Annotated in this window: 12 protein-coding genes; 6 read left to right on the top strand and 6 right to left on the bottom strand. The window is 61.1% G+C overall.

Annotated features, from left to right (window positions below):
- Positions 1-40: 40 nt before the first annotated feature.
- The 5 genes from NWV16_RS07940 to aqpZ all read left to right on the top strand — a co-directional run bounded on the left by NWV16_RS07940 (position 41) and on the right by aqpZ (position 5,149).
- Complete coding sequence (locus tag NWV16_RS07940; RefSeq protein WP_260522611.1) at positions 41-964, top strand: LysR family transcriptional regulator; 924 nt, start codon at positions 41-43, stop codon at positions 962-964.
- Positions 965-977: 13 nt separating this feature from the next.
- Entirely contained in the window at positions 978-1,781 is an 804-nt protein-coding gene (locus tag NWV16_RS07935) for an alpha/beta fold hydrolase (RefSeq protein ID WP_260522610.1), read from the top strand.
- 3 nt (positions 1,782-1,784) lie between these two features.
- A complete protein-coding gene (locus NWV16_RS07930; protein WP_065258271.1) occupies positions 1,785-2,348 on the top strand; it encodes a peptidylprolyl isomerase in 564 nt (187 codons plus the stop codon).
- Positions 2,349-2,436: 88 nt separating this feature from the next.
- A complete protein-coding gene (locus NWV16_RS07925; RefSeq protein WP_260522609.1) occupies positions 2,437-4,269 on the top strand; it encodes an ABC transporter ATP-binding protein in 1,833 nt (610 codons plus the stop codon).
- Positions 4,270-4,453: 184 nt separating this feature from the next.
- The gene (gene aqpZ / locus NWV16_RS07920) at positions 4,454-5,149 is read left to right on the top strand and encodes an aquaporin Z (protein WP_260522608.1); all 696 of its coding nucleotides are present in this window, start codon (positions 4,454-4,456) and stop codon (positions 5,147-5,149) included.
- Positions 5,150-5,263: 114 nt separating this feature from the next.
- On the opposite strand, the gene NWV16_RS07915 is transcribed toward aqpZ, so the two are convergent.
- Entirely contained in the window at positions 5,264-6,388 is a 1,125-nt protein-coding gene (locus NWV16_RS07915; RefSeq protein ID WP_260522607.1) for a GNAT family N-acetyltransferase, read from the bottom strand.
- 280 nt (positions 6,389-6,668) lie between these two features.
- On the opposite strand from NWV16_RS07915, the gene NWV16_RS07910 reads away from it, so the two are divergent.
- Positions 6,669-8,000 (top strand): putative porin, encoded by a 1,332-nt coding sequence (locus NWV16_RS07910; RefSeq protein ID WP_260522606.1) that lies wholly within the window; start codon positions 6,669-6,671, stop codon positions 7,998-8,000.
- A gap of 133 nt (positions 8,001-8,133) precedes the next feature.
- Here the strand turns inward: NWV16_RS07910 and NWV16_RS07905 are convergent, their stop codons facing one another.
- The 5 genes from NWV16_RS07905 to aceK all read right to left on the bottom strand — a co-directional run bounded on the left by NWV16_RS07905 (position 8,134) and on the right by aceK (position 16,384).
- The gene (locus NWV16_RS07905) at positions 8,134-8,370 is read right to left on the bottom strand and encodes an anti-sigma factor family protein (RefSeq protein ID WP_065258266.1); all 237 of its coding nucleotides are present in this window, start codon (positions 8,368-8,370) and stop codon (positions 8,134-8,136) included.
- Positions 8,364-8,975, bottom strand: a complete 612-nt coding sequence (locus tag NWV16_RS07900; RefSeq protein ID WP_260522605.1) for an RNA polymerase sigma factor — start codon at positions 8,973-8,975, stop codon at positions 8,364-8,366. The genes NWV16_RS07905 and NWV16_RS07900 overlap by 7 nt, the downstream gene beginning before the upstream one ends.
- A gap of 137 nt (positions 8,976-9,112) precedes the next feature.
- Positions 9,113-10,234, bottom strand: a complete 1,122-nt coding sequence (locus NWV16_RS07895) for a beta-ketoacyl-ACP synthase III (RefSeq protein ID WP_260522604.1) — start codon at positions 10,232-10,234, stop codon at positions 9,113-9,115.
- A gap of 327 nt (positions 10,235-10,561) precedes the next feature.
- On the bottom strand, positions 10,562-14,473 hold the full coding sequence (hrpA, locus tag NWV16_RS07890) for an ATP-dependent RNA helicase HrpA (RefSeq protein WP_260522603.1): 3,912 nt from the start codon (positions 14,471-14,473) through the stop codon (positions 10,562-10,564).
- 189 nt (positions 14,474-14,662) lie between these two features.
- Positions 14,663-16,384 carry a bifunctional isocitrate dehydrogenase kinase/phosphatase gene (gene aceK / locus NWV16_RS07885; protein ID WP_260522602.1) on the bottom strand — a complete coding sequence of 574 codons (1,722 nt, stop codon included), beginning with the start codon at positions 16,382-16,384 and terminating at the stop codon, positions 14,663-14,665.
- Positions 16,385-16,777: the final 393 nt, after the last annotated feature.

Below are 16,777 nucleotides of genomic sequence, written 5' to 3'. Positions count from 1 at the left end.
TCCATGGGGGACCGCCAGCTTAGGACAAGAGGAGCTATCGATGAAAGCGCCCCGCGTGACCCTCGATCAATGGCGAACGTTGCAGGCAGTGGTCGACCACGGCGGATTCGCCCAGGCCGCCGAAGCCCTGCACCGTTCGCAATCGTCGGTGAGCTACACCGTCGCCCGCATGCAGGATCAGCTCGGCGTACCGTTGTTGCGCATCGACGGACGCAAAGCCGTGCTCACTGAGGCCGGTGGCGTGCTGCTGCGCCGTTCGCGGCAACTGGTGAAACAGGCCAGCCAGCTGGAAGACCTCGCCCATCATATGGAGCAAGGCTGGGAAGCCGAAGTGCGGCTGGTGGTGGATGCCGCCTACCCCACCGCACGCCTGGTTCGTGCACTGACCGCGTTCATGCCGCAGAGCCGTGGTTGCCGCGTGCGTCTGCGTGAAGAAGTGCTGTCAGGCGTCGAAGAAGTGCTGCTCGAAGGTGTGGCCGATCTGGCGATCACCGGCCTGAGCATTCCCGGCTACCTTGGCGCGGAGCTGAGCGACGTGGAATTCGTCGCCGTCGCCCATCCCGAACATGCCTTGCATCGGCTGAACCGCGAATTGAACTTCCAGGACCTGGAAACCCAGATGCAAGTGGTGATCCGCGACTCCGGCCGCCAGCAGCCGAGGGACGTCGGCTGGCTCGGCGCCGAACAGCGCTGGACCGTCGGCAGCCTCGCCACCGCCGCCAATTTCGTCTCCAGCGGATTGGGCTTCGCCTGGCTGCCACGGCACATGATCGAACGGGAATTGAGGGAAGGCCTGCTCAAGCTGCTACCGTTGGATCAGGGCGGCAGCCGCAATCCGAGTTTCTATCTGTACTCGAACAAGGACAAACCGCTGGGCCCGGCCTCGCAGATCCTCGTCGAACTGCTGCGCACCTTCGACACCTTGCCGCTGGACGCACCGTTCGCCGCTCCCGAACAAGCCTGACACGGAGTCACCGATGGCGTATTTCGAACATGAAGGCTGCAACCTGCATTACGAGGAATATGGCCACGGCGAACCATTGCTGCTGGTTCACGGGCTAGGCTCCAGCACGCTTGACTGGGAAATGCAGATTCCGGTGCTGGCCGCGCAATACCGGGTGATCGTCCCGGATGTGCGCGGCCACGGTCGCTCCGACAAGCCCCGCGAGCGCTACAGCATCGCCGGGTTCAGCGCCGACATCGTCGCCCTGGTCGAGCACCTTGGCCTCGGCCCGGTGCATTACGTCGGGCTGTCCATGGGCGGCATGATCGGTTTCCAGTTCGCTGTCGATCAGCCGCAGTTGCTCAAGAGCCTGACCATCGTCAACAGCGCGCCGGAGGTCAAGGTGCGCAGTCGCGACGATTACTGGCAGTGGTTCAAGCGCTGGAGCCTGATGCGTCTGTTGAGCCTGGCCACCATCGGCAAGGCCCTTGGCGCCAGACTGTTCCCCAGACCGGAGCAGGCCGATTTGCGACAGAAGATGGCCGAGCGCTGGGCAAAGAACGACAAACGTGCTTATCTCGCCAGCTTCGATGCGATTGTTGGCTGGGGGGTGCAGGAACGTCTTTCCCGGATCACCTGTCCAACGCTCGTCGTCAGCGCCGACCGGGACTACACCCCCGTCGCTCTGAAAGAAACCTATGTCAGACTGCTGCCCGATGCACGACTGGAGGTGATTGCCGATTCGCGTCACGCCACCCCGCTCGATCAGCCCGAACGCTTCAATCAAACGCTGCTGGCGTTTCTCGCCACAGTCGATATTCACCCTCAGGATCACTGAACCATGCTGAAAAAACTCGCCCTCGCCGCCGGCACCGTGCTGTTCGCCGCCAACCTGATGGCTGCCACGCCGGAAAAGGCGCCACACGTCGAACTGGTGACCACCAACGGCACCATCGAAATCGAGCTGGACCCGGTCAAGGCGCCGATCAGCACCAAGAATTTTCTTTCGTACGTTGACAAGGGTTTCTATACCAACACGATCTTCCACCGTGTGATCCCTGGATTCATGGCACAGGGCGGCGGTTTTACCCAGCAGATGGTGCAAAAACCTACCGACGCCCCGATCAAGAACGAAGCCGGCAACGGTCTGCACAACGTTCGCGGCACCCTGTCGATGGCCCGCACTTCCGATCCGAACTCGGCCACCAGCCAGTTCTTCATCAACGTTGCCGACAACGCGTTCCTCGACCCGGGCCGCGACGCCGGTTACGCGGTATTCGCCAAAGTGGTCAAGGGCATGGACGTGGTCGACATCATCGTCAACTCCCAGACCACCACCAAACAGGGCATGCAGAACGTGCCGGTGGACCCTGTGATCATCAAGTCGGCCAAGCGCATCGACTAAGCTTTACAGGGCGTATCGAGCGGCGATGGTTTCATGCCTCGCCGCTCACACTGATAAAAGGAGAGCCCGTACTCCGGGCGGTTATCTGATGCTCTATCGCCGCTTCGAACAACTGATCGACATATTCCGCGACGCCCCTACGGCCTCTCCGCCGGACCGTGTTCTGCCCTTCTATACCTATTACCTCAAGCAGGTCTGGCCGAGTTTCGTCGCGCTGCTGATCGTCGGCCTGTTCGGTGCGCTGATCGAAGTGGCGCTGTTCAGCTACCTGAGCCGCATCATCGACCTTGCGCAAGGCACGCCGAACGTCGATTTCTTCCAGCAGCATGGCGCCGAACTGGCGTGGATGGCCGTGGTTGCCCTGCTCCTGCGACCGCTGTTTCTGGCCCTGCACGACATGCTGGTGCATCAGACCCTGAGCCCGAGCATGACCAGCCTGATCCGCTGGCAGAACCACAGCTACGTGCTCAAGCAGAGCCTCAATTTCTTCCAGAACGACTTCGCCGGGCGCATCGCCCAGCGCATCATGCAGACCGGCAACTCGCTGCGTGATTCCGCGGTGCAGGCGGTGGATGCGTTGTGGCACGTGCTGATCTATGCGATCAGCTCGCTGGTGCTCTTCGCCGAAGCCGACTGGCGCCTGATGATCCCGCTGTTGACGTGGATCGCCGCTTACATCGGCGCGCTCTATTACTTCGTGCCTCGGGTCAAGGACCGCTCCGTCGCCGCTTCCGACGCGCGCTCGAAACTGATGGGCCGCATCGTCGACGGCTACACCAACATCGCCACCCTGAAGCTGTTCGCCCACACCAACTTCGAACAGCACTACGCCCGCGAGGCGATTCAGGAGCAGACCGAAAAAGCCCGGCTGGCCGGCCGCGTGGTCACCAGCATGGACGTGGCCATCACCACCATGAACGGTCTGCTGATCGTCGGCACCACGGGGCTGGCCCTGTGGCTCTGGACACAATCGCTGATCAGCGTCGGCGCCATCGCCCTGGCGACCGGTCTGGTGATCCGCATCGTCAACATGTCCGGCTGGATCATGTGGGTGGTCACCGGCATTTTCGAAAACATCGGCATGGTTCAGGACGGTCTGCAGACCATCTCGCAACCGGTCAGCGTCACTGATCACGAACAGGCCAGACCGCTGACCGTGTCCCGTGGCGAAGTGCATTTCGAGCACGTGGATTTTCACTACGGCAAGAAGAAAGGCATCATCGGCGACCTCAACCTGACCATCAAACCCGGCGAGAAAATCGGCCTGATCGGCCCGTCCGGCGCCGGCAAATCGACTCTGGTCAACCTGCTGTTGCGCCTGTACGACGTCGAAGGCGGGCGGATCCTGATCGACGGCCAGAACATCGCCGAAGTCGGCCAGGAAAGCCTGCGAGCGCGGATCGGCATGATCACCCAGGACACGTCGCTGCTGCACCGTTCGATCCGCGACAACTTGCTGTACGGCAAACCCGACGCCACCGACGCCGAACTCTGGGAAGCGGTGCGCAAGGCCCGGGCCGACGAGTTCATTCCGCTGCTGTCGGACGCCGAAGGACGCACCGGTTTCGACGCCCATGTCGGCGAGCGTGGCGTCAAGCTGTCCGGCGGCCAGCGTCAACGGATCGCGATTGCCCGGGTGCTGCTCAAGGACGCGCCGATCCTGATCATGGACGAAGCGACCTCGGCGCTGGACTCGGAAGTCGAAGCGGCGATCCAGGAAAGCCTGGAAACCCTGATGCAGGGCAAGACCGTGATCGCCATCGCCCACCGTCTTTCGACCATTGCCCGCATGGATCGGCTGGTGGTGCTGGAGAACGGCAAGATCGCCGAAACCGGCAACCATACCGAACTGCTGGCCCATGGCGGATTGTACGCACGGTTGTGGGCGCACCAGACTGGAGGATTTGTCGGCATCGACTGATTCTGCCGCAGACGAAAAGCCGCCACAGCCCTTGAACCACGGGCCCTGGCGGCTTTTTCATGCCTGCTGGAAATCCGCACAATCCCTGCTGTAATCAGCAAAGGCTCTGGAAATGAACCTGTCGTAAATGCAAGGAAACACCAATCGATACAGTCTCGATAGCGCGTCTATCAAGGACACTCTCATGTCTCTGTTCAAACGTTCGGTCACGGAGTTGTTGGGTACGTTCTGGCTGGTTCTCGGTGGTTGCGGCAGTGCGGTGATTGCCGCTTCATCACCTGTGGGTATCGGTGTGCTGGGGGTCGCCCTGGCGTTTGGTCTGACGGTGCTGACCATGGCGTTTGCCATCGGCCACATCAGCGGTTGTCATCTCAATCCGGCCGTGTCGCTCGGTCTGGTCGTCGGCGGACGGTTTCCGGCCAGGGAGTTGCCCGCCTATGTCATCGCCCAGGTGATCGGCGGGATTCTCGCAGCGGCTCTGCTGTATCACATCGCCAGCGGCAAGGAGGGTTTCGACATCGCCGCCGGCCTTGCTTCCAATGGTTATGGCGAGCATTCGCCAGGCAAATACTCGATGGCCTCCGGGTTCGTCACTGAACTGGTCATGACGGCCATGTTCGTGGTGATCATTCTCGGCGCCACCGACAAACGCGCCCCGGCGGGACTGGCACCGATCGCCATCGGCCTGGCCCTGACGCTGATCCACCTGATCTCGATTCCGGTGACCAACACCTCGGTCAACCCGGCCCGCAGCACGGGCCCGGCGCTGATGGTCGGCGGCTGGGCCATCGCGCAGTTGTGGATGTTCTGGGTCGCGCCGCTGCTGGGCGCGGTGGTGGGCGGCGTGGTCTATCGCTGGTTGGGCAAGGAAGAAACCTGAGAACCTCCGAGAACCCTGCGTGGGAGCGAGCCTGCTCGCGAAAGCAGAACATCAGTCAACACCTTGATTGCCTGAGTTACCGCATTCGCGAGCAGGCTCGCTCCCACAGGAAATCTATGCCTGACGGTAGGGCAAAGCCGCTTTCGCCTCTTCGGCGTAAGCCAGCACACCGGCTCGCTCCTGTTGAAGAAAATCCTTCACGGCGGCTTTCAGACCGGGATGGCGCAGGTAATGCCAGGAATGAGTGATCACCGGTTCAAAGCCGCGAATCAGTTTGTGTTCACCCTGGGCGCCGGCGTCGAAACGCTGAAAGCCCTGGGCAATCGCGTAATCCATGCCCTGATAGAAACAGGTTTCGAAATGCAGCCGATCGAACTCGGCAAGGCAGCCCCAGTAACGCCCGTAAAAACTGTCGCCTCCCACCAGACTGAACGCCATCGCCACCGGCCTTGATCCTTGCCTGGCCAGCACGACACGAATCGATTGCGGCATGCGCTCGGCCAGCAGACTGAAAAACTCCCGCGTCAGGTACGGTGCCTGACGACGCACTGCATAGGTGTTGGCGTAGCAGGCGTAGACAAAATCCCACTGCGCTTCGTCCAGCTCTCGCCCCTCAAGCCATTCGAATTCAAAGCCCTGCCCCGCCACTTGCTCGCGCTCCTTGCGCATCTGCTTGCGCTTGCGTGAGCTGAGCACGTCGAGAAAGTCCTGAAAGTCGCGATAGCCGCGATTCTGCCAGTGGTACTGACAGCCGATGCGTTGCAGCCAGCCCGGCTGTTCGGCCATGGCGGCATCGGTAAAGGCATCGGTGAAGTTGATGTGGGCGCCGGAGAGTTCCTCGATCTCCAGGTAACCCGGCAGGCTCTTGAGCAGTTCGAATCCGTCCTCGACGCTCGCCGCCAACAAGCGCGGCCCGGTGACCGGGCTGAACGGCACGGCGCTCAAGAACTTGGGGTAGTAATCGATGCCGGCACGGGCACAGGCATCGGCCCAACCGTGATCGAACACGTATTCGCCGTAGGAATGCCACTTGCGATAACCGGGCAGCGCCGCAAGCAGACGTCCGTCTTCGACGTGCAGCAGATGCTCCGGTTGCCAACCCGTGTGCGGGCCGACACTGCCGCTGTCTTCCAGCGCGCCGAGGAAGGCATGGCGCAGAAACGGCTGGTCATCCGGCACCCGTGCATCCCAGAGTGCCGGTTCGATCTCCGACAGTTTTTGCAGGCGCTGCAACGGCATTTTCCTCTCCACGTTTGGCCCTGAAAACCTCGCGAGTATCGCTGATCACCCCTGTCTTGCCCACGTCCGATTGCGCGACAGCGCTCTGGATCAATAGTTCACGGACGTTTGAGATCGTCATCAAGCTGCCATCACCGTGCCACTGCTCTGTCATAAACCATCGCGATACTGGCGCCTGTTTTTAGAGCGCCGGGTTCTACCCGGTCACAGTTTTCCGACCTTCAAACCGTCGGTTGTGCCCAGGATGGTTCAGCCATCCCTCTCATCTTCGGAGATTGCTATGCGTCTTGCTTCCACGAAAACTGCGGCGGCCCTGTGCGGTGGCCTGTTGCTGGCCATGAGTGTTCCGGCCAGTGCCGCAGTCGACGCCAAACTGCTCGACATGCTCAAAGCTAACGGTTCCATCACCCAGGCGCAGTATGCAGAACTGCAAGCCGAACTGGCCCAGGATCAGAAGGCCCAGCAAATCGCGCAGCAGGCGCAGCAAGAGACCAACGAGCAAATCGCGGCAACCGCGAAGAAAACCAACGAGCTGAGCAGCTTCGACCAGAAGCTGGCCTGGGCTGCCAAGACCCAGTTCAAGGGTGACGTGCGTTTCCGTCAGGAAACCGTGAAGAACGATGGCGTGCCGAACGCCAAGGACCAGGACCGTCAGCGCATTCGTGCCCGTCTGGGTGCGTACACCGAAATCAACCCGCAGGTCGACACCGGTATCCGTATCGCCACCGGCAGCAGCGACGACGCCCGTTCCACCAACCAGGACCTGAACAACTACTTCGACAAGAAGCAGATCTGGCTCGACCTGGGCTACGTCGACTACCACCCTGACGCGGTCAAGAACCTGCATCTGATCGCCGGTAAGATGAACCAGCCCTGGGTGAGCATGGGCGACATCATCTGGGACAGCGACATCAACCCGGAAGGCCTGGCTGTTACCTACAAGTACCCGTTGAACGGCAGCGCCGAACTGTTCGGCAGCGCCGGTCACTACACCCTCAAGGACAACGTCGACGGCGAAGGCGTGCAGTTCAAGCACGACCTGCGTCTGTACGCCGGCCAGTTGGGCGGTCGCTTCGCGCTGACCGACAGCCTGAAACTGACCCTGGGCGGCAGCATCTACTCCTACGACAACGACAAGAACAGTGCCTGCCCGACCAGCGGCACCGTCACCGCGCCATGCGCCCTGGCCGTCAACGGCAACAGCCCGAACGAAACCTTCAAACTGTATGAGGGTTTCGGTCAGCTGGACATCGCCAACCTGCCGGTACCGCTGTCGATCTACGGTCAGTACGTGAACAACAACGACGCCAGCAACGACCAGGACACTGGCTGGCTGGCCGGTGTGAAGACCAAGGTCTACGGCTTCGGCATCGATTACAACTACCGCGACGTACAGCGTAACGCGGTGGTGGGTGCCTTCACCGACTCCGACTTCGCCAACGGCTACACCGGTTCGCGCGGCAGCAAGCTGAAAGTGAGCTACGAGCTGGACAAGAACTTCACCCTGGGTGCCACTTACTTCATGGCTAACTCGGACTACACCAACGCCAGCCTCAGGAAGACCGACTCCGACATCAATACCCTGCAACTGGATGCCGAAGCCAAGTTCTAAAACAGCTATGACAAGCGACAGGCTGCACGTGAGTGCCTCATTTGCAGCTTGACGCTGATTTTCTCCTACAGCCCGGTACGGCAGCAGCGATCCCCATCATCCGTTCGCTGCGGCCGGCCCGGGCCGTTTTTTGTCAGGACCGGTCTTTGCGCCGCTGCTGCGCCAGGCGCTCGGCCAAGGCATCCACACCTTCTTCAGGTTTCTCCGGCATGGCCTTCAGGGTCGCCTGCATCAGCCGCATCTGGCGAATGAAACGCCGACAGTTGCGGCAGAACATCAGGTGATGACGCACCATCAGTTTTTCGCGAAAGCTCAGCTGGCCATCAAGATAATCGCTGGATCGTGCCACTTGCTCCTTGCAGGTCAACATTCGCCTGTCTCCTCAAAATGCTCCACGGTCGCGAAGACCTTCAAACGTGCCCGATGCAGCAGCACGCGGACATTGGAGAGCGAGATCTCCAGAAGATTACAGATGTCTTCCAGTTCAAGGCCCTGGCGCTCGCGCAACAGCAGCACACTGCTTTGCAGTTCCGACAGGCTCAGCAGCGTGTGTTCCAGACATTCGCGCAACTCGTTTTCGGTGAGCAGCGCTTCGGGGGTGTCCTGGTGCCAGGCGAACGGTGCCACCAGCCAGTGTCCGTCTCCCGGAGAAAAACGGTCATCGTCGATAGTGCCATGGGGCGACGGCAGATCATCCAGCAACACTTCGCGACGGTTCTGCTTGTAGCGGCCCTTGGCCGAATTGGCGGTGATGGTCAGCAGCCAGGTCTTGAGACTGGAGCGGCCCTCGAAGCTGCCGATATGGCGCACCACCGAAAGCCACGCGTCCTGCACGACTTCTTCGACGTGACGCTGGCCGACAATCGCATACGCCACCGCGCGCATGGCGCTCTGGTAAGTCGTGACCAGTTCCTTGAAAGCCTTTTGCTCGCCGGCCAGCAGGCGTGCAAGCAATTGGGTGTCGTCAGCCACCATCCATCAATCCCCTTGTCCTGACTTCGAAAATGAAAACGGCAGGATCTCACCTGCCGTCATCCCCGAAAACTACAGCGTCTGCGCTGATCCGGATGTAGGAAAAATCAGCGCGGTTAAGAGGAAATTAACCTCCCACCTCAACGCTTGCGCAGAATCACGCTCCCGATCGAATAACCGGCACCGAACGAACTCAGCACCGCCAGCGAACCGGCCGCCAGATCATCCTGATACTTGTGGAACGCAATCACTGAACCTGCGGAGCTGGTGTTGGCGTAGGTATCGAGAATCACCGGGGCTTCTTCTTCGGTGGCTTCACGGCCCAGCAGCTTGCGCACGATCAGGTGGTTCATGCTCAGATTGGCCTGATGCAGCCAGAAGCGTTTCACGTCACCGACGTTGAGTTTGTTCTCTTCCAGATGTTCGCCAATCAGCTCGGCCACCATCGGGCAGACATCCTTGAACACCTTGCGGCCTTCCTGCACGAACAGTTTGTCACGGGCACCGATGCCCTCTTCCGCTGCGCGGTTGAGGAAACCGAAGTTGTTGCGGATGTTGTTGGAGAACTTGGTCAGCAGTTTGGTGCTGACCACCTCGAACTGGTGTTTCGACGTCGCCGTATCGGCACGCTCGATGACAACAGCAGTCGCGGCGTCACCAAAGATGAAGTGGCTGTCACGGTCGCGGAAGTTCAGGTGACCGGTGCAGACTTCCGGGTTGACCATCAGGATCGCCCGGGCCTGGCCCAGTTGCACGGTGTTGGCGGCTTGCTGGATGCCGAACGTGGCCGACGAGCAGGCGACGTTCATGTCGAAACCGAAACCCTGGATGCCCAGTGCTTCCTGGACTTCGATGGCGATGGCCGGATAGGCACGCTGCAGGTTGGAGCAGGCGACGATCACGCCGTCGATGTCGGCGGCGGTCTTGCCGGCACGCTGCAAGGCTTGCTCGGCTGCGCCGATGGCCATCTGGCAGAGTACCGACCATTCGTCATTGGAACGCTCGGGCAGACGTGGCGTCATGCGTGCAGGATCGAGGATGCCTTCCTTGTCCATGACGAAGCGGCTCTTGATGCCCGAAGCTTTTTCGATGAACGCGGCGCTGGATTCGGTCAGGGCCTGGATTTCGCCGCGGGCGATGGCGTCAGCGTTGTCCGCGTTGAACTGCGCGACGTAGGTATTGAAAGACTGCACCAGCTCTTCGTTGGAGATGCTGTTGGCCGGGGTGTACAGGCCGGTGCCGCTGATGACGACGTTATGCATGGTCGTTTCTCTAATCTGTTCAGGCAGAAAGTGCTGGCACCGACGTGCCAACACGCAAAGGGTTCATTCCCGGTAAGGGACGCAAAAACCTGGCATCGCTTTATTCCGCTGCGCGACCCGGCGAAGGCTCTGGGTCGCGAAACCGGCGTTTATGGGGGCGAAGTTTGCCATAAACACGAGGTTTTGGCCCCATTTCCGGGAGCTGTCACACATCCCTGTGGGAACGGGCTTGCCCGCGAAGGGGTCGTCAAATGCAATATCGATGTTGCCTGACCCACCGCTTTCGCGGGCAAGCCCGCTCCCACAGGTGATCGCGTAAACCCTGGATCAGGCCTCGACCTGCGCCCACTGCTTGCTCAGCCGCTTGTCGGAGATCGGCACTTTCGTTCCCAACTGCTGGGCGAACAGCGACACCCGGTACTCCTCCAGCCACCAACGGAACACCTCCAGTTGCGGATCGCGCTTGCCTTCCTGGGCATGCTTGGCGGCGCGAGTCTGGTATTGCGTCCAGAGGCCGGCCAGTTCGCCGCTCCAGACCCGATCCTTCTGCACCTGCGCTCCGAGCTTTTCGAAACGCTGCTCGACGGCCTTCAGGTAACGCGGCAGTTCCTTGAGCCAGAGCATCGGCGTTTCCCGGACGAAACCCGGATACACCAGATGACTGAGCTGCTGCTTGATGTCGTTTAGCGCCACCGCCTGCGCCAGATCGATCTTGCCCTTGAAGCGTTTTTGCAGGCCGTGCCAGAGCTTGAGGATTTCCAGAGTCAGGCGCGCCACCCGCTCGGCATGTTCGGTCCAGTTGCCGCGCTTGCGCTCGGCCAGTGCCGCGAGCCCGGCGCCGTCGCGAGGCAATGGGTCTTCACCCTCCAGAATGCAGCTGTCGAGGCTGGCCAGCAGAATGTCTTCGACCAACGCATCGATCCGACCCAGTTCGCGGTAGAGCAGCCCCAACTCGGTCAGTCCCGGCAACTTGCCGCGCAGGAATTTCGCAGGCTCGGCCAGTTGTTGCATCAACAGGCGCTGCAAGGCGCGGCGGTGCTGGAACTCGGCTTCGGCCGGGGTCGAGAACCGCCCCTCCTTGACCGTGCCGCCCTCTTCCACCAGCGCCGGATACACCGTCATCGACAGTCCGGCGATCTTCTGCTGGGTCTTTTCCGCCACCGGCGCGAAGACCTTGGCCTCCACCGGTTGTTGGCTTCTGGCGCTCTGCGGTACGGCCAGTGCGGCCTGGCTGGCTTCGGCGAAACGTGCCGTCAGCTCCGCCAGGTCTCGCCCTTCGCCAAGAAACTTGCCTTGGCCGTCGACGATTTCCAGGTTCATCCGCAAATGGCTTTCAACCTGCTGCGCCGCTTCGGCCCAGGCTTCATCGCTGACCCGCGCACCGGTCATGCGCAGGAGCTCGCGACCCAGCGCCTGGGGCAACGAGCCTTCGGCGAAGGTCATGCGTTGCAGGGCAGCCTTGATGAAGTCCGGCACCGGCACGAAATTCTTGCGCAAGGCCTTGGGCAGGTTGCGCACCAGCGCGATGCACTTGGCTTCGATCAACCCCGGCACCAGCCATTCCAGGCGCTCCGGCGGCAGCATCGGCAACAGCGGAGCCGGAACGCGCAGCGTCACACCGTCCCGTGGGTGATTGGGCTCGAAGTGATAACTCAGGGCCAGTTCCAGATCGCCAATGCGCAGCGTGTCCGGGTAATGCTGCGCGGTGACTTCGCTGGCCTCCCGGGCCAGCACGTCTTCTTCACGCATGATCAACAGCTGCGGGTTTTTCTGGCTATTGATCCGATACCAGCTGTCGAATGTCGCGCTCTGATGGATTTCCGCGGGCAACCGCGCATCGTAAAAGGCGAACAGGGTTTCCTCGTCGGCCAGAATGTCCCGGCGACGGGCCTTGGCTTCCAGCTCGTCGAGCTGTTCGAGCAACTGCTTGTTGGCGCTCAGGCATTTGGCCCGGGACTGAATCTCGCCCCGCACCAGGCCTTCGCGGATGAACAATTCCCGCGAAACCACCGGATCCACCGGGCCGTAATGCACCGGGCGACGGCCGACCACGATCAGGCCGAACAGGGTGATCTGTTCGAAGGCCACGACCTGGCCGCGCTTCTTCTCCCAGTGCGGTTCGAAGTGGTTCTTCTTGATCAGATGCCCGGCCAGCGGCTCGATCCAGTCGGCGTCGATCTTCGCCACCATCCGCGCGTAAAGCTTGGTGGTTTCCACCAGCTCGGCGGTCATCACCCACTGCGGGCGCTTTTTGCCGATGCCCGACGACGGGTGAATCCAGAAGCGCCGCTGACGGGCGCCGAGGTAGTCACCCTCCTCGGTTTTCTGGCCGATCTGGCTGAGCAGGCCGACCAGCACCGCTTTGTGCAGTTTCGGATAGTCCGCCGGCTCTTTGTTCAGGCTCAACTGCAAGTCGCGGCAGATCAGGCTCAATTGCCGATGGGAATCGCGCCATTCGCGCAAGCGCAGGTAGTTGAGGAAATTCTTGCGGCACCAGTTGCGCAGCGGATTGGCGGTCAACGCTTGGCGCTGTTCTTCGAAACCACGCCACAGATTGACCAGCGCCGCGAAGTCCGAATCGGCATCCTTCCACTGCGCATGGGCCTGATCGGCGGCCTGCTGACGCTCCGGTGGACGCTCGCGCGGATCCTGAATCGACATGGCACTGGCAACGATCAACACTTCCTGCAGGCTGCCGAGTTTTGCCGCTTCCAGCAGCATGCGGCCCATGCGCGGGTCCACGGGCAGGCGCGCCAACTGACGCCCCAGCGGGGTCAGCTGACTGTTGCGATCCACCGCCGACAGCTCTTGCAGCAGATTGAAACCGTCGCTGATCGCCTTGCCGTCCGGCGGCTCGATGAACGGGAACGCGGTGATCTCGCCGAGGCGCAGATGCAGCATCTGCAGGATCACGGCGGCGAGGTTGGTGCGCAGGATTTCCGGATCGGTAAATTCCGGACGACCGAGGAAATCCTCTTCGCTGTACAAACGCACACAGATGCCCGGCTCGACCCGGCCACAGCGGCCTTTACGCTGGTTGGCGCTGGCCTGGGAAATCGCTTCGATCGGCAGGCGCTGGACCTTGGCCCGATAGCTGTAGCGGCTGATGCGCGCCGTGCCGCTGTCGATCACGTAACGGATGCCCGGCACGGTCAACGAGGTTTCGGCAACGTTGGTGGCCAGCACCACACGACGCCCCGGGTGGGACTGGAAAATCCGCTGCTGCTCGGCCGGCGTCAGTCGTGCGTACAACGGCAGGATTTCAGTGTGCTTGAGCTGGGCCTTGCGCAGCATGTCGGCGGCGTCACGAATCTCGCGTTCCCCCGGCAGAAACACCAGCACGTCGCCAGGGCTGCGACGTTCGCTGCGTTCATACGCGGCGATTTCATCGAGGGTGGCGAGGATGGCCTGATCGACGGTCAGGTCGTCCTCGACGCGGTTGCCCTCTTCGTCCTGCTCCAGGGTCAGCGGGCGATACCAGGTTTCCACCGGGAAGGTTCGGCCGGACACCTCGACAATCGGCGCATCGTCGAAATGTTTCGAGAAACGCTCCAGATCGATGGTTGCCGAAGTGATGATGACTTTCAGGTCCGGGCGACGCGGCAGCAGGGTTTTCAGGTAACCGAGCAGGAAGTCGATGTTAAGGCTGCGTTCGTGGGCTTCGTCGACGATGATCGTGTCGTAGCGTTCGAGGTAGCGGTCGTTCTGGGTTTCCGCCAGCAGAATGCCGTCGGTCATCAGTTTGATCAGGGTGTTGGCATCGCTCTGATCTTCGAAGCGCACCTGATAGCCGACCAGCGCGCCCAGCGGCGTGCCGAGTTCTTCGGCAACCCGGCTGGCCACACTGCGCGCCGCGATTCGACGCGGCTGGGTGTGGCCGATAAGGCCATGCTGGCCGCGACCGATTTCCAGACAGATTTTCGGCAGCTGGGTGGTTTTACCCGAGCCGGTTTCGCCGGCGATGATCAGCACCTGGTGTTTTTCCAGGGCTTTCTTGATTTCGTCACGCTTGGCCGCGATCGGCAGGCTGTCATCGTAACGGATCACCGGCAGGCTGGCCTTGCGCGCCAGCACCTGATCGCAGGACGCCTGCATGCGAGCCACCCATTGAGCCAGTTTGGCCTCGTCGGGTTTCTTGCGCAGTTCAAGCAACTGCCGCCGCAGCCGATGGCGGTCGGCAAGCATGGCGTGATCGAGGTTTTTCAGCAGTTTGTCGATGGAGGGCGATTCGTCGGTCATCGGGTACGCAATTCGGTCGTCTAGTGGCGCAAGGACGCGATTGTGGCAGATTTGGCTTCTACTGTGGCGAGGGAGCTTGCTCCCGCTCGATTGCGCAGCAATCGCCGCCCGGACTGACAGGTGGTTCCAAGGCTGCTTTGCAGCCCTGCGGGAGCAAGCTCCCTCGCCACAGAGTGTTCGCTCGCAGTGTTATTCGTTATCCAGACCCTTGCGCCGATACGGGAAGACATCGATGACTTTCCCCGCCCGGATCGCCTCCTGCAAGCCCTTCCAGTAATCGGCGTCGTACAGCTCGCCATGCAACTGGTCGAACAGTTTGCGTTGGTTGGCATCGGCGAACAGAAACGGCGGAAACTCCTCGGGGAACACGTCCAGCGGCCCGATGGAATACCACGGCTCGGAGGCCATTTCGTCCTCCGGCGTGCGCGGTGGCGGGATGTGGCGGAAATTGGCTTCGGTGAGGAAGCAGATCTCGTCATAGTCATAGAACACCACCCGGCCGTGACGGGTGACACCGAAGTTCTTCAGCAGCATGTCGCCCGGAAAGATGTTGGCTGCCGCCAGTTGCTTGATCGCCAGGCCATAGTCTTCCAGTGCTTCGCGCACCTGGGCTTCACTGGCATTGTCGAGGTAGAGGTTCAGCGGCGTCATCCGGCGCTCGGTCCAGCAGTGGCGGATCAGCACGGTTTCACCTTCCAGCGACACCGTGGACGGCGCAACTTCCAGCAATTCCGCCAGGCACGCCGGCTCGAACTTGCTCAGGGGAAAACGGAAGTCGGCGAATTCCTGGGTATCGGCCATGCGCCCGACGCGGTCGACGCTTTTTACCAGTCGATACTTCTCGATCACCGTGGCGCGGTCGACGTTTTTCGACGGCGAGAAGCGGTCCTTGATGATCTTGAACACGGTGTTGAAGCCCGGCAGCGTGAACACGCTCATGACCATGCCGCGCACGCCCGGGGCCATGATGAACTGGTCGTCGGTATTGGCCAGATGGTTGATCAGGGCGCGATAGAACTCGGATTTACCGTGTTTGTAGAAACCGATCGAGGTGTACAGCTCGGCGATGTGCTTGCCCGGCAGGATGCGTTTGAGGAAGCCGATGAACTCTGCCGGCACCGGCACATCCACCATGAAGTAGGAGCGGGTGAACGAGAAGATGATCGACACGTCGGCTTCGTCGGTGATCAGCGCGTCGATCTGAATCCCCCGCCCCTCGCGGTGCAGCAGCGGAATCACCAGTGGCCACTGGTCGTCGTTGGTGTAGAGGCGTCCGACCAGATAGGCGCCCTTGTTGCGGTACAGCACCGAGGAAAACAGCTCGACGCTCAGTTCCGGGTCCTTGCACACCCAGTCCGGCAGGTTCTCGCGCAATTGCGCTTCAAGGCGCTGCAGATCCCGGGGCAGATCGGCGTAATCCTCGCTGAAACGGTAATCGGCAAAGATGCTCGCGAGCATGCCCGACAGTTGCCCATGGGGCTTGTAGGTGCGGGTCTGCGCGGCCCGGGCACGACGCAGGCTCGGACGTGTGGTGTGGATGAACATGCAGCCGTCGCTGATCAGGTCGTGGCTGAACAGTCCGCAGAAAATCGAGTTGTACCAGGTCTCGGACAGCTCATCGTCGAAACGCAGATCGATGATGCTGATGTAGGCGCTTTTGACCAGTGGCCAGCAACTGACCTCCATCAGCGTGTCCGCCTCGAAATACTCGCGCAGGCGGGCGACGGTTTCACCGACCTTTTCTTCGTAGAGGTTGATCCGCGCCGCCGACGCCGTTTGTATTTCCTGCCAGCGCGCCTGCTCGAAGCGTTCCCGGGCACCGTCTGTGATCCGCCGGAAATGCTCGCGGTAATCGTCAAAGCCATCGAGGATCATGCGGGCGATGTCGGTGGCTGGCCATTGCTGCGGCATGGATGAGACCTCTGCGGGAATTGAAGAATCTGTGCTCGAAGGCCTGAGCTTAGCCACGGAACCGGTGGCAGGAGAAGCGTAATTTCTGCCATTTCCGCGACCGTGTTGTACAGCAACACAGTTTTTATCAAAGTTTTTTTATTCGACTGTTCGGTCAGCAAACACGCCCATCAGCCCTTCCCATCGTTCGGCGCCAGCCCACTGATCCTGCGGGTTTCGGATCCAATCAAGCAATGACATCTCTATCTCGCGGCTTTGCCCGGTCTGGGCATTCCTGCCCACTGCCCGTGCGTGGTGACCTTACCAAGATGATGGCACTTTGATATACAGCTCGCCATCACCCGCCTCACAACAAGATCCTCGGCTCACGAGGACGCCTTCTTTCTCAACGTC

The organism is Pseudomonas sp. BW7P1, assembly GCF_024981055.1.
GTDB classification, from domain to species: domain Bacteria; phylum Pseudomonadota; class Gammaproteobacteria; order Pseudomonadales; family Pseudomonadaceae; genus Aquipseudomonas; species Aquipseudomonas bananamidigenes.
Note: the sequence above shows the minus strand (reverse complement) of the source record. Positions and strands in the feature narration are given on the sequence as shown.

Excerpts from the sequence above, each read along its gene's own strand:
- NWV16_RS07910 (WP_260522606.1), top strand. The coding sequence starts at position 6,669 with ATGCGTCTTGCTTCCACGAAAACTGCGGCGGCCCTGTGCGGTGGCCTG.
- aceK (WP_260522602.1), bottom strand. The coding sequence starts at position 16,384 with ATGCCGCAGCAATGGCCAGCCACCGACATCGCCCGCATGATCCTCGAT.
- NWV16_RS07915 (WP_260522607.1), bottom strand. The coding sequence starts at position 6,388 with ATGCCGTTGCAGCGCCTGCAAAAACTGTCGGAGATCGAACCGGCACTC.
- NWV16_RS07895 (WP_260522604.1), bottom strand. The coding sequence starts at position 10,234 with ATGCATAACGTCGTCATCAGCGGCACCGGCCTGTACACCCCGGCCAAC.
- NWV16_RS07935 (WP_260522610.1), top strand. The coding sequence starts at position 978 with ATGGCGTATTTCGAACATGAAGGCTGCAACCTGCATTACGAGGAATAT.
- NWV16_RS07930 (WP_065258271.1), top strand. The coding sequence starts at position 1,785 with ATGCTGAAAAAACTCGCCCTCGCCGCCGGCACCGTGCTGTTCGCCGCC.
- NWV16_RS07925 (WP_260522609.1), top strand. The coding sequence starts at position 2,437 with ATGCTCTATCGCCGCTTCGAACAACTGATCGACATATTCCGCGACGCC.
- NWV16_RS07905 (WP_065258266.1), bottom strand. The coding sequence starts at position 8,370 with ATGTTGACCTGCAAGGAGCAAGTGGCACGATCCAGCGATTATCTTGAT.
- NWV16_RS07900 (WP_260522605.1), bottom strand. The coding sequence starts at position 8,975 with ATGGTGGCTGACGACACCCAATTGCTTGCACGCCTGCTGGCCGGCGAG.
- hrpA (WP_260522603.1), bottom strand. The coding sequence starts at position 14,473 with ATGACCGACGAATCGCCCTCCATCGACAAACTGCTGAAAAACCTCGAT.
- NWV16_RS07940 (WP_260522611.1), top strand. The coding sequence starts at position 41 with ATGAAAGCGCCCCGCGTGACCCTCGATCAATGGCGAACGTTGCAGGCA.
- aqpZ (WP_260522608.1), top strand. The coding sequence starts at position 4,454 with ATGTCTCTGTTCAAACGTTCGGTCACGGAGTTGTTGGGTACGTTCTGG.